Origin of the sequence: Bradyrhizobium sp. 137 (assembly GCF_023074095.1) — a bacterium.
Classification (GTDB): Bacteria; Pseudomonadota; Alphaproteobacteria; order Rhizobiales; family Xanthobacteraceae; genus Bradyrhizobium.
On the sequence record NZ_JADPKU010000053.1, the window covers coordinates 402,409 to 414,774 of the forward strand.

The window sequence follows — 12,366 nt, forward strand, 5'->3', positions numbered from 1 at the left end:
GAGTCGGACTGTAGCTTGCTCGCGCAAGGCGGATATCAGTGTTTCGGAATGCGGCTATACGGATTCCGGGATGGTTAGGAACACGGCGCGATCGCCACCCTGCCTGCGCCGTCATTCCCCGCGAAACGCGGCATCCAGTATTCCGGAGGCAGATGTCGTATGCGGAAAAGCTGCGGCGTACTGGATGCCCCGCCTTTGCCAGGCATGCCGGCTCGAATGGAGCAGGCAGCGTTGCGCATAACGCCTAGGGCCATGCGCCCGGAGCGGCGATCTTACGCCATCAACTCCGCCGTCGCCTGATCGAGCCAGGTCTTCGTCGCTTCGTCCAGCCCCGGCCGCACCTCGGCCCGGACGCGGCCGTGGTAGGCATTGAGCCAATCGAGCTCGTCTTTGGCCAGCATCGCCACATCTATCAGTCGGCGGTCGATCGGCGCCAGCGTCAGCGTCTCGAATGCATTCATCGGCTTCTCGGCACCCTTGATGTCGGCGGCGACCACCAGTTCGAGGTTCTCGATGCGGATGCCGAAACCGTCGGTCTTGTAGTAGCCCGGCTCGTTGGACAGGATCATGCCGCGCTTCAGCGGCGTGGTGCCGAGCTTCGAGATCCGCGCCGGCCCCTCGTGCACCGAGAGATAGCTGCCGACGCCGTGTCCGGTGCCATGCTCGAAATCGACGCCGGCGGCCCAGAGATATTGCCGCGCGAGCGTATCGAGCTGCGCGCCCGTGGTGCCGTCGGGAAAGACCGCGCGCGCAATCGCGATATGGCCGCGCAGGACGCGGGTGAAGCGGTCGCGCATCTCCGCCGTCGGTTCGCCCACGGCCATCGTGCGGGTGACGTCGGTGGTGCCGTCTTCATACTGCGCGCCGGAATCGATCAGCAGCAGGTCGCCGGGGGCGATCCGGCGGTTGCTCTTGCGGGTGACGCGGTAGTGCACGATCGCGCCGTTCGGGCCAGTGCCCGAGATGGTCGGGAACGAGACGTCCTTCAGCGCACCGGTGTCGCGGCGGAATGTCTCCAGCGCCTCGACCGCGTCGATCTCGGTGAGCTTGCCGCTCGGTGCCTCGCGATCGATCCACGCGAGGAAGCGCGCCAGCGCCACGGCGTCGCGCACATGTGCCGTCTTCGTGCCCTTGATCTCGGTTGCGTTCTTCACCGCCTTGAGCAGCGCGATCGGGTCGCTGCCGCGCACCGGCTTGCCGCCGGCGCTTGCAATCAGCCGGCTGAGCGCGTCGGCTGCGGTGGCATTGTCGAGCGCGATTGCGGCGCCGCTCTTGGCCAGCGCCATCAGCGTCGGCGCCATCGCATTGGGCTCACGGACGTCGGCGGACTGCTCGAGATGGTCGCGCGTGCTGTTGGAGAGCTTGCGCTGGTCGATGAAGATCGTCGGCCGTGTGTCCTTCGGCACCAGCGCGTAGGACAGCGGCAGCGGCGTATGCGCAACGTCGGCGCCACGGATGTTGAAGGTCCAGGCCACGGCATGGCTGTCCGACACCACCAGCGCGTCGACGCCGAGCTTGTCGATCTCGGCTCTGATCTGGGTCAGCTTGTCGGCTTCAGTCAGGCCGGCATGTTGCATTCCGTGCACGGTCACCGGCGCGAGGGGAGGTTGCGGTCGGTCCTGCCAGATCGCGTCGACGGGATTGCTGTCGACCGCAACCAGCTCGGCACCGGCCTTGGCGCAGGCGGCGGACAGGCGCTCGGCTGCTGAAGAAGTGTGCAGCCATGGATCAAATCCGAGGCGCTCGCCGGGCTTCAAGTGCGCCGACACCCAGCTCTCCGGCGGCGGATCGATCAGCGATTCCACCGCCCAAGCCCTGGCATCGGCCTGCTTGGCGGCTTGGAGCGTATAGCGGCCATCGACGAAAATCGCGGCCTCCTGGGTCAGCACCACCGCCAATCCAGCCGATCCAGTGAAGCCGGTCAGCCAGGCGAGCCGCTCTTCCGACGGCGGCACATATTCATTCTGCTGCTGGTCGGCGCGTGGGATCACGAACCCTGTCAGCTTGCGGCGGGCGAGTTCTTCGCGGAGCGCAGCGAGGCGCGCCGCCAATGCGACGCCGGCCTCGGGCTCCTCGAATGTTTGGAAGTGCGCTTCGAACATGGTGGATCACTTTAGGATGATGGGGATCAGTCCGCAATCTAGACGCATTTGCGTCGCATCTGGCATGGACTGTGCTTGAAATGGTTCCATTCGAATTGAGTGGAGTAAAGGGTGCGGCAGTTGCGCTTCGTCCGGATAACAGGGAAATTCGAGCAGGTGGTTCATCTCAACGGCGAGGGGACACACGATGCCATCATTCACGTTTGAGAAGATTTCGCCGCCGGTGCGCCGCGCGCCGGCTGCGGCGACACCGAAGAAGCCGCGCGGCCTCATCAGCCAGATGATCGATCGTTTCGCCGAACGCCGCGCGAGGCGGGCGTTGCAGGACGAGCGCGCGATGCGCCAGGACGAGAAGCCTGGGGAGTAGTGGGGCGTTCGCGAATGAGGTTGGTGGACACGCTGCGCTTTGCCCAACCTACCGCAGCTTCGACCAGTCACCCCATCTTCCGCAGCAACAGACTGCTCCATCCCTCGATGCGCAGGTGCCGCAGCGGCACGAGGCCGCGCGCGCGGTAGGCGGCGATCACGGCGGTGGCCTGATGCGTTAACAGGCCGGAGAGGATGACGTAGGCGCCGGCTGCGAGATGCCGCGCCATCGGACTCGCCAATTGCCGCAATGGATTGGCAAGGATGTTGGCCAGCACCAGGTCGAACGGACCCCATTTGCCGAAATCCGCCGCGGCGAAGCCGGTGGCGCGGATCACCCGCACACGGTTGCCAACTTCATTCAGCACCGCGTTCTCGGCCGCCACCCGCACCGAGGGCGGGTCGATGTCCGAGGCGAGCACCGCGCGATGCAGCGCCTTCGCGGCTGCGATCGCCAGCACGCCGGTTCCGGTACCGAGGTCGAGCAAGTTGCGCGGCCGGGAACTCTTCAGGATATGGTCAAGCAGCAGTAAACAGCCGCGCGTTGTGCCGTGGTGACCGGTGCCGAAGGCGAGCGCCGCCTCGATCTCGATGGCGAGCTTGTTCGCCGCCACGCGGTCGCGGTCATGGCTGCCGTGCACGACGAAACGGCCGGCCGGGACGGGGACGAGGTCTTCCAGGCTCGCTTTGACCCAGTCCTTGGCTTCGACGATATCGAAGGCTAGCGTCTGTGCGATCTCATTTCCTGCTGAAGTTGCAACGAGTTCGCGCAGCCATGCTTGGTCCGGCGCGGCGGCAAAATGCAGGGTGACGTCCCATTGGCCGTCGGGCCGCTCGAAAGCAGCGACCGCCGCATCTCCCTCGAAAAACACCTCGGTGAGCAGGTCGACGACACGCCTGGCGGCGGCCTCGCTGTCGATCGAGAAGCTGGCGCGATGGGTAGGGGAGGGCTGCATCCTAGGTTCCGTCGGGTTCAATTTTTGCAGTTTTTAGTCCCAATTTTCAGCACAAGTTGCAGCTCTCAGATTAACCGGACCGTAGGTCGCATGCCGTAAATTTCCGGATGTTTGGCGGCGCCAACACAGCTTGAAATGGAAACGGAGGCAAATCTTGAAGCGCATGGTTCAGAAGTTCTGGTCGGACGAGTCCGGTGCAACTGCGATCGAATACGGCTTGATCGCAGCCGGTATTGCCCTCGCGATCATCACCGTGGTGAACAGCCTGGGCACCAGCCTGAACGAGAAGTTCGGTTCGATTAGCACCTCTTTGAAGTAATTTCCGCCTCCCATTTCCCAGCGGGGGCTACTTTTCTTCATTGGCTGTTTTTGACCCAGCGCCCGCGAGGGGGATTACCTCCTGGCGGGCGAGGTCGTTTTGCGACATGTGGCTATCGAGCGGTTTCCACAGGTTATCCGCACCTTGTACGACGCCTATCCACGGACTTTTCCGGCAGTGGCCCCGTAGTTCTCCACCGCCTATCGACCAGCCTGTGGCGCTCCGCCGTGCGCAGGCATCTCGACAGGCGATCCACAGCTCGTCCACAGACCTATCCACGGCTTCCGAACAGCGACCGGTGATCCCTCAAGATCACCTGTGCGGCGTTGTGGCCGGGAGCGCCGGTGACACCGCCACCAGGATGGGCGCCGGAGCCGCAATGGTAGAGGCCTTTCAGCGGGCCGCGATAATCGGCATGGCCCAGCATCGGCCGCGCCGAGAACAGCTGGTTCAGCGTCAGCGCGCCGTGGAAGATGTCTCCACCCAACAGGCCGAACTGCCGCTCAAGATCGAGCGGCGAGAGGATCTGGCGGCCGAGCACGCTCGCCGCAAAGCCCGGGGCATATTTGTCCACCGTCGCGATCATGAGATCGGCGACCTCGTCACGATGGTCGTCCCAGGACTTTCCATCGGGAAGCTCCGGCGCGACGTGCTGGCAGAATAGGCTCGCGACATGTTTGCCTTCGGGCGCCAGCGTGCCGTCCAGCGTCGAGGGGATCAGCATCTCGACGACAGGTTCACGGCTCCAGCCCTGCGCGCGCGCATCGTGATACGCGCGGTCCATGTAGCCGAGGCTCGGTGCCAGGATAATGCCCGAGGTGAGATGATCGCCCTGACCGTGGAGCGCCGTGAATGAGGGCAGGCGGTCCAGCGCCACGTTCATGCGGAAGGTGCCGGAGCCGTTCTTCCAGTGCCGGATGCGGGCGAGGAAGTCTTGGGGCAGGGCGTCGGCCGCAACCAGCCGCGTATAGAGCAGTTTTGGGTTGACGTTGGCTGCGACATATTTGGCGCGGATGGCGGTGCCGTTCTCCAGCACCACGCCGACCGCGCGGTCGCGCTCGACCATGATCTCGCGCACGCCCGCGTCGGTATCGATCGCGACGCCCCGATCGCGCGCAGTGCGCGCCATCGCCTGCGTGATCGCGCCCATGCCGCCGATGGCGTGGCCCCAGACGCCCTTCTTGCCGTTCACCTCGCCGAAGGCGTGATGCAGCATCACATAGGCCGAACCCGCCGCGTAGGGACTGGCATAATTGCCGACGATGGCATCGAAGCCGAACAGCGCCTTGACAAGATCATGCTCGAAACGCTCGTCCAGCATCTCGCCGGCGGAGCGGGTGAAGAGGTCGAGCAGGCTGCGGCTCTGCTCCAGCGTCAGCCCGCGCAGAATGTTGGCCGTCTTTAACGCATTCACGGCCTCGCGGATCGCGCTCGTGCCAAAGCCGTCAAGCAGGTTCGGCGGCGCGCGCAGCACGAACTGCCTGAGCACGTCGGCAATCTCTTCCAGCTCGCGCGCGAAACCGTCGAGCGCATCGGCGTCACGTGCGTTCAGCCGCGCCACGGAATCCTTCGTCCGCCCCTCGCCGGTGAGGAGATAGCTGCCGTCGGGTGCGGGTAGAAAATTCTGCGCGCGCCGTTCGACGATGCGCAAGCCTTGTTCCGCAAGATTCAAGTCGCGGATCACCTGCGGATTGAGCAGGCTCACGGTGTAGGCCGCGACTGAATTTCGGAAGCCGGGGTGAAATTCCTCTGTGACCGCCGCTCCGCCGATCACCTTGCGGCGCTCGACCACGCGCACGCGCAGACCTGCCGTCGCGAGATAAGCTGCGCAGGTGAGGCCGTTATGGCCAGCGCCGATGATGACGACGTCGGTTTCTGTCATGAAGTGTTCAAGTCCAATCCACCGTCATTCCGGGCGCGCGGAGCGCAACCCGGAATTTCGAGGTTCCAGGTTCGATGCTTCGCATCGCCCCGTACGCATCTGTATATCAAGCATTCCTCGCCGCAACATCAGGAGCGCCTTTATTGCCCGTTCAGGCGCCTTGTGCTCCATTGCGGCCGTCCGGCGCCCGCCGGGGGGCATCGTCCGACGCGTTCTGTCGCGCGAACCGGTGCTCACTTCGCTGGAAAACGCTTTTGCCGGAGCTTCCATGGATTCGATCGTGCAACCCGCCGCCACGGAGCAGCCGTCCTCATCGCGCAACCGGCTGTTGCTGACGGTCTACACCGCCGCGATCTTCGTCAGCGCGCTCTTGCTGTTCTCGGTGCAGCCGCTGTTCACCAAGATGGTGCTGCCGCGGCTCGGCGGCTCGCCGGCGGTGTGGTCGGTCGCGATGGTGTTCTTCCAGTCCCTGCTGCTGGCGGGTTACGCCTATGCGCATCTGTTGATGCAGGTCAAAAGCCGCATCGTTCCGGTCGCAGTGCATCTGGTGCTGCTGATCGCGGCGTTGGCGACCCTGCCGCTCGGCATCGCCTCCGCCTATGGCGAGCCGCCCGCTTCGGGCTATGCGGTATGGCTGCTCGGTCTCTTCGTGGTCTCGATCGGCCTGCCGTTCTTCGCGCTCGCCGCCAACAATCCGCTGTTGCAAGCCTGGTTCGTCCGCACCGGCCATCCCGCCGGGCACGATCCCTATTTCCTCTATGCCTCCTCCAACATCGGCAGCTTCCTCGCGCTTTTGTCCTATCCGTTTCTGCTGGAGCCGATGTTCACGCTGCACACGCAGAACCGGTTGTGGACCGCCGGCTGTGGCCTCCTGATCCTGCTGATCGCTGCCTGCGGCGTGCTGCTGTTGCGCTCGCCGCAGCTGACGGTGGTCGATGCGCGAGCGGAGGAGGTCAATGCGCCGGCGCCTGGTCTGGTGACGCGGCTGCGCTGGATCTTCCTGGCCGCGGTGCCGTCGGGTCTGCTCATCGCGGTGACCGCGCACATCTCCACCGATGTCGCGGCGGCACCGCTTCTGTGGGTGCTGCCGCTGTCCCTGTATCTGCTCACCTGGGTCGTCGTGTTCCAGTCGCGTCCGCTGCTGCCGCACAAATGGATGCTGATGCTCCAGCCGGTCGCGATCGCGGGCGTGGTTGTCCTGCTGGCTTTCGGCGGGGAGCAGAACCTGCTGCTCACGCTCGGCGGTCATCAATTGTGCTTCTTCCTCATCGCCATGGCCTGCCACGGCGAACTGGCGCGGACGCGGCCGGCAGCCAAATATCTCACCGGCTTCTATGTCGCGCTGTCGTTCGGCGGCATGGTCGGCGGCCTGTTCGCAGGGCTCGTCGCGCCGTTCACCTTCTCGTGGATCGCCGAATACCCGATCCTGATTGCGCTCGCCGCGCTATGCCGGCCGTCGGCGAACGAGCGGCTGGCGGGCATCGTCAAATGGTACTGGCCGGCGCTCGCCGCGCTCGCGGTGGCGCTCGTCGCGCCCTCCACTACGACGGGCGACCTCTCGACCTGGTTCGAGGACCATCGCGTCTGGATCGCCGGTGCCGTCGGCGGGCTGGCAGCTCTTCTGGCGCTGACGCTCAATGCCGGCCGCTGGAAGATTTTTGCGACCGTCGCCCTCGCGTTGGCGTTGATCCGGGTCTATCCCGCAGACGAGGGACGCGTCACGACGGTGCGCAGCTTCTTCGGCGTGCACAAGATCGTGGTGACGCCCGGCGGCTATTTCCACGTGCTGATGCACGGCACCACGATCCACGGCGCGGAGCGCTTCCGCAACAATGATGGCACGCCGGTCGTCGGCCGGCCCGAGCCGATCACCTACTATCACAAGGACGGCGGCATCGGTCAGGCGGTCAGCGCGATCCGCGAGCGCAAGGGCGCGCCGCTGAAGGTTGCTGCGATCGGTGTCGGCTCCGGCACGCTTGCCTGTGCTGCTGAACCCGGCGAGAGTTGGAAATTCTTCGAGATCGACCAATCCATGGTCGACGCAGCGCGCGACCCAAGGAATTTCCGCTACATCTCGAGCTGCCTGCCGGATATGAAGCCGGTGATCGGCGATGCGCGGCTCACCTTCGCAAAGGAGCCCGACGGCGCCTACGACCTCATCATTGTCGACGCCTATTCGTCCGATGCGATCCCGATTCACCTTGCGACCAAGGAGGCGATGAAGATCTACAAGGACAAGCTCGCCCCGCATGGCGCCGTGGTGATGCACGTCTCCAACCGGCATCTCGATCTCGAGACCGTCGTGGTCGGCATTGCCGATGCCAACGATCTCACGAGCTGGGTCTTCAACGAGGATTCCGGGCGCGATTCCGATTACATCTTCTCGACCGACGTCGTCATCTCCGCGCGGGAGGAGGCGGACATCGGCAGGCTCGCTTCCTCGAAGTCATGGGAGCAGACCGAAGCTGACGACAGGATGCGGGTCTGGACCGACGACTATTCCAATATTCTGGGTGCGCTGTATCGGCGCTTGCGGGACGGGGAGTAGGGCAGGCGAAGGTATGGCGCGCAGATCCACAAGAGGTCGTCATGCCCGGGCTTGTGCCGGGCATCCACGTTCTTCGGACGACGACGGAACGCGTGAATGGCCGGGACAGGCCCGGCCATGAAGACGGATAAACCTTACGGCGCCACCGGCGTCCCCGCCGGCAACGCAATTCCCTTCTCGCCGGCGATCTGCCGCAACAGGTCCGGCCTGTCGGAGATGATGCCATCGACGCCGAGCTCGATCATCCGCGCCATGTCGTCGGGCTTGTTGACCGTCCACACTACGACGCGCAACCCAAGTCCGCGGGCCTCCGAGATGAGCGCCCCGGTCACATCGCCGAAATAAGGCGACCAGACCGCGCCACCGGCGGCCTTGATCGTCCGCGGCAGCGAGCCGCCGTGATCCGCAGGACTGAAGCCCGCCGTCCAGTTGGTGGCTTTGTCGAGCGTCACCGTCTGGCCTGACCCGCGCTGGAGCGTGAGGTACACGGTTGGTATTTTCGGTGCTTGCTGCTGCACGAGCAGCAACGTTCTCCAGTCGAACGACTGGATCATGACACGCTCGGAAAACTGTTCGGCCTCGATCAGGCTGAGCAGCCTGGTGACGAAAGCCTGCGGGTCGAGCGTTTCGTCCGGATGGTTCGGATCGATCTTGGTTTCGATGTTGAAGCGCACGCGCATGTTGCCGGACTTGCGCACCAGCGCGAACAGCTCGCTCAAGGTGGGAATGTGTGTCCCCGGTATGGCGCGCTGATCGGGGAATTGCTTTGCGTACGCACTGTCCGGCCGGATCCGGCCGACGTCGTAGGTCCTGACCTCGTCGAGCCGCAGTTTCACGAACGGCATGCCGGGCGGAGTGATGTAGGCCCCGTCGGGGCCGCGCGTGAGATCCGGATTGAGCCTGCGTTCATGCGAGACGACGACTTCGCCGTCGGCAGTCACGCCGACGTCGAGCTCGAGCGTGTCCACGCCGATCGACAGCGCGTTGGCGAAGGCCGGCAGGGTATTTTCCGGCAGCAGCGCCCGCCCGCCGCGATGCGCCTCGAGGTCGAATCCCATGGCCGGTCCCGCTAGCAAAGTCCAGAGCACAGGCAGAATCGTCGTGGCACGTGACGGCATGGTGCCTCGAATGGCAATCTTGTTGGTCGTGCTGATCGCCGAGCGCGGTTGGCGGAAAGCTTGCGAGCGTCAGTTCTGATAATAATAGCTCCGCGGCTGATAAACCTGCCGGGGCTGTGGCTGATAGGAGTAGCCCTGCTGGCCATAACCCTGGTCGTAATAGGGGCGCGGCTGCTGTTGCTGATAGACCTGCGCGTCATAGAGCGGGCGGCTGGCCGAGCGCGGCGCCGGATAGCGTGCGCCGGTGTCGCTGCCGTCGGCCGGATAGATGTAATTGTCGTCCTGCGGCATGTAGCGGCGGGCGGGCTGCGTCGCCGGCGTCAAGTTCACGGGATCGCCTGCGGCACTGTATTGTTCTTCGGGCTGCGGAGCGCGGGCGACCGCGGTGGGATTACGGCCGCGCGGATTGCGCGCCAGCGCCACCTGCGCCGAGCCGGTCAACGTCACCGTGGTGTTGAGCACGCCCTGTTGCTGCACCAAGGCATAGAGCGTCGAGGCATTCTGACGCGACAGCCGCACACAGCCATGCGAAGCCGGCGAGCCGAGCCGGCCGACGGAGTCGGTGCCGTGGATGGCGTGCCCCACTTTGGTGAAGAAGATCGCGTGCGGCATCGGCGCGTCGTCGAATTCCTTGGAGTAGTGATCCTCTTCCATGCGGAAGGCGCGGAACGCGCCGTTCGGCGTCTCGCGCGAGGGGATGCCGGTCGACACCGGCCAGTGATAGCGCGCGACGCCGTCGACGGCGACGGTCATCTGCTGATTGTCCTTGTCGATGGTGATCTCGACCTTGGCGTGCGCGGCGCCCGCGCTCAAAAGCATCAGGGATGTGAAAGCAATCAAAAATGTACGCATCTGACTTCCGGCCTCCGGCCTGTTCACGCTACGCGCCGCGGCTCTCCGTCCCCGGCATGCATTATGCCTGTCATTCGGCGTTGGTTCCAGTTGCCTGCCTGTCCATCGTTAACGTCATGCCTGATGTAAGCAAGGCCACTTTGTGCCGCACGGCGCCCGGCAGCGCTGACATTTTCGCGAGCCGGACGTGCATTCACAACGCCGGCAAAGGGGCAATTGGTAACCCCACCCTCGTCATTCGGGGGCGCCACGCAGTGGCGAGCCCGGAATCTATTCATCGACCAACTCTGCTGCACGATGATTCCGGGTCGTGCTTCGCACGCCTGGAATGACGGCAGGCTCAATTCTTCAGCCGATACCCCGTGTGGAAAATCCACCAGATCACGATCAGGCAGGCCACCAGGAATGCCAGCGTCATGCCGATGCTGACGGAGACGCTGACATCAGCGATCTCGTAGAAGCTCCAGCGGAAGCCCGAGATCAGATAGACGACTGGGTTGAGCAGCGCCACCGTGCGCCAGCCGGCCGGGAGCATGTCGATGGAATAGAAGCTGCCGCCGAGGAAGGTCAGCGGCGTCACCACCAGCATCGGGATCATCTGCAGCTTTTCGAAGCCGTCGGCCCAGATGCCGATGATGAAGCCGAACAGGCTGAACGTCACCGCCGTCAGCACCAGGAAGGCCAGCATCCAGACCGGATGGTGAATATGCAATGGAACGAACAGCCCGGCGGTGGCGAGGATGATCAGGCCGAGGATGATCGACTTGGTCGCGGCGGCGCCGACATAGCCGAGCACGATCTCGAAATAGGAGATCGGCGCCGACAGGATTTCGTAGATCGTTCCGGTAAATTTCGGGAAGTAGATGCCGAATGAGGCATTCGCGATGCTCTGCGTCAACACCGAGAGCATGATCAGGCCCGGCACGATGAAGGTGCCGTAGCTGACGCCCTCGACCTGACTGATGCGCGAGCCGATCGCGGCGCCGAACACCACGAAATAGAGCGAGGTCGAGACCACCGGCGAGACGATGCTTTGCAGCAGCGTGCGCCAGGTGCGCGCCATTTCGAACAGGTAGATGGCGCGGATGGCGCGGTGATTCATGACGTCCTCACGAGATCGACGAAGATGTCCTCGAGCGACGATTGCGTCGTGTCGAGATCGTTGAAGCGGATGCCCGCGGTGCGGAGATCGCTGAGCAGGCTGGTGATGCCGGTGCGATCACCCTTGGTGTCGTAGTCGTAGACCAGCGTCGCGCCGGAATCGCACAGGTCGAGCTTATAATGGCTGAGGCTCTGCGGCAGCGCGTCGAGCTTGCCCTGCAAATGCAGCGTCAGCCGCTTCTTGCCGAGCTTCTGCATCAAGGTCGTCTTGTCCTCGACCAGCACGATCTCGCCCTTGTTGATGACGCCGATGCGGTCGGCCATCTCCTCGGCTTCCTCGATGTAGTGCGTGGTGAGGATGATGGTGACGCCGGACTGCTGAAGGCCGCGCACGACCTCCCACATGCCCTTGCGCAGCTCGACGTCGACGCCGGCGGTGGGCTCGTCCAGGAACAGAATCTGCGGCTCGTGCGACAGTGCTTTTGCGATCATCACGCGGCGCTTCATGCCGCCGGAGAGCGTGATGATCTTGTTGTCCTTCTTGTCCCATAGCGAGAGGTCCTTGAGGACCTTCTCGATGTGATCAGGATTCTTCGGCTTGCCGAACAGGCCGCGGGAGAAGCTCACGGTCGCCCACACGCTCTCGAAGGCATCGGTGTGCAGCTCCTGTGGCACAAGGCCGATCAGAGAGCGCGCCTTGCGGTAGGAGGTCTGGATGTCCTCGCCGGCGACGAGGACGCGGCCGTCGCTCGGGTTGGCGATGCCGCAGATGATGGAGATCAGCGTGGTCTTGCCGGCGCCGTTGGGGCCGAGCAGCGCAAAGATCTCGCCACGCTTGATGTCGAGACTGACGTTCTTGAGCGCCTTGAAGCCGGACCCATAGGTTTTCGACAGATTGGCGAGGGAAATGATAGGGGACATGATGGCCGCAAGGCTAAGGGGCAAAGGCTGGGGAGAGAGGCTGGAACCCGTCCCGGGAGGGCGGGTCAGCGGAGCCATGAGATAGGAACGCCGTTGCCGGGTCGCAATTGCTCAGAGAAAAATGGTCTCAAAACAGGCCCTTCGGTGGCAGGTTTCAGGCGAGTGTTGCGCGATGGTCACGGAGCGCGGCTAAGATTGTCG

The 12,366-nt window shown here is 64.2% G+C and carries 10 protein-coding genes; 3 read left to right on the top strand and 7 right to left on the bottom strand.

Annotation, left to right across the window (positions count from 1 at the left end; translation table 11 throughout):
* Positions 1-272: 272 nt before the first annotated feature.
* Positions 273-2,102, bottom strand: a complete 1,830-nt coding sequence (locus IVA78_RS15815) for an aminopeptidase P family protein (RefSeq protein WP_247449880.1) — start codon at positions 2,100-2,102, stop codon at positions 273-275.
* A gap of 187 nt (positions 2,103-2,289) precedes the next feature.
* Here IVA78_RS15815 and IVA78_RS15820 point away from each other — a divergent pair, with 187 nt between their 5' ends.
* Entirely contained in the window at positions 2,290-2,469 is a 180-nt protein-coding gene (locus tag IVA78_RS15820) for a hypothetical protein (RefSeq protein ID WP_247449882.1), read from the top strand.
* Between the two features lie 67 nt (positions 2,470-2,536).
* Here the strand turns inward: IVA78_RS15820 and IVA78_RS15825 are convergent, their stop codons facing one another.
* Positions 2,537-3,424 (bottom strand): 50S ribosomal protein L11 methyltransferase, encoded by an 888-nt coding sequence (locus IVA78_RS15825; protein WP_247466304.1) that lies wholly within the window; start codon positions 3,422-3,424, stop codon positions 2,537-2,539.
* 154 nt (positions 3,425-3,578) lie between these two features.
* Here IVA78_RS15825 and IVA78_RS15830 point away from each other — a divergent pair, with 154 nt between their 5' ends.
* Positions 3,579-3,743: a Flp family type IVb pilin gene (locus IVA78_RS15830; RefSeq protein WP_247278481.1), complete on the top strand. Its 165-nt coding sequence runs from the start codon at positions 3,579-3,581 to the stop codon at positions 3,741-3,743.
* A gap of 271 nt (positions 3,744-4,014) precedes the next feature.
* On the opposite strand, the gene IVA78_RS15835 is transcribed toward IVA78_RS15830, so the two are convergent.
* Positions 4,015-5,625, bottom strand: a complete 1,611-nt coding sequence (locus tag IVA78_RS15835) for an NAD(P)/FAD-dependent oxidoreductase (RefSeq protein WP_247466307.1) — start codon at positions 5,623-5,625, stop codon at positions 4,015-4,017.
* A 268-nt stretch (positions 5,626-5,893) separates the two neighbouring features.
* On the opposite strand from IVA78_RS15835, the gene IVA78_RS15840 reads away from it, so the two are divergent.
* The gene (locus IVA78_RS15840; protein WP_247466310.1) at positions 5,894-8,173 is read left to right on the top strand and encodes a fused MFS/spermidine synthase; all 2,280 of its coding nucleotides are present in this window, start codon (positions 5,894-5,896) and stop codon (positions 8,171-8,173) included.
* 134 nt (positions 8,174-8,307) lie between these two features.
* Here the strand turns inward: IVA78_RS15840 and IVA78_RS15845 are convergent, their stop codons facing one another.
* The 4 genes from IVA78_RS15845 to IVA78_RS15860 form a co-directional block, all read right to left on the bottom strand.
* Positions 8,308-9,231, bottom strand: a complete 924-nt coding sequence (locus IVA78_RS15845) for a glycerophosphodiester phosphodiesterase (protein ID WP_247466313.1) — start codon at positions 9,229-9,231, stop codon at positions 8,308-8,310.
* Positions 9,232-9,360: 129 nt separating this feature from the next.
* Positions 9,361-10,143, bottom strand: a complete 783-nt coding sequence (locus IVA78_RS15850) for a L,D-transpeptidase (RefSeq protein ID WP_247466316.1) — start codon at positions 10,141-10,143, stop codon at positions 9,361-9,363.
* A gap of 340 nt (positions 10,144-10,483) precedes the next feature.
* Complete coding sequence (locus tag IVA78_RS15855) at positions 10,484-11,245, bottom strand: ABC transporter permease (protein WP_247466319.1); 762 nt, start codon at positions 11,243-11,245, stop codon at positions 10,484-10,486.
* On the bottom strand, positions 11,242-12,165 hold the full coding sequence (locus IVA78_RS15860) for an ABC transporter ATP-binding protein (RefSeq protein ID WP_247466320.1): 924 nt from the start codon (positions 12,163-12,165) through the stop codon (positions 11,242-11,244). Before IVA78_RS15860 ends, IVA78_RS15855 begins: the two co-directional genes overlap by 4 nt.
* Between the last annotated feature and the right edge of the window lie 201 nt (positions 12,166-12,366).

Excerpts from the sequence above, each read along its gene's own strand:
- IVA78_RS15815 (WP_247449880.1), bottom strand. The coding sequence starts at position 2,102 with ATGTTCGAAGCGCACTTCCAAACATTCGAGGAGCCCGAGGCCGGCGTC.
- IVA78_RS15820 (WP_247449882.1), top strand. The coding sequence starts at position 2,290 with ATGCCATCATTCACGTTTGAGAAGATTTCGCCGCCGGTGCGCCGCGCG.
- IVA78_RS15825 (WP_247466304.1), bottom strand. The coding sequence starts at position 3,424 with ATGCAGCCCTCCCCTACCCATCGCGCCAGCTTCTCGATCGACAGCGAG.
- IVA78_RS15835 (WP_247466307.1), bottom strand. The coding sequence starts at position 5,625 with ATGACAGAAACCGACGTCGTCATCATCGGCGCTGGCCATAACGGCCTC.
- IVA78_RS15840 (WP_247466310.1), top strand. The coding sequence starts at position 5,894 with ATGGATTCGATCGTGCAACCCGCCGCCACGGAGCAGCCGTCCTCATCG.
- IVA78_RS15845 (WP_247466313.1), bottom strand. The coding sequence starts at position 9,231 with ATGGGATTCGACCTCGAGGCGCATCGCGGCGGGCGGGCGCTGCTGCCG.
- IVA78_RS15850 (WP_247466316.1), bottom strand. The coding sequence starts at position 10,143 with ATGCGTACATTTTTGATTGCTTTCACATCCCTGATGCTTTTGAGCGCG.
- IVA78_RS15855 (WP_247466319.1), bottom strand. The coding sequence starts at position 11,245 with ATGAATCACCGCGCCATCCGCGCCATCTACCTGTTCGAAATGGCGCGC.
- IVA78_RS15860 (WP_247466320.1), bottom strand. The coding sequence starts at position 12,165 with ATGTCCCCTATCATTTCCCTCGCCAATCTGTCGAAAACCTATGGGTCC.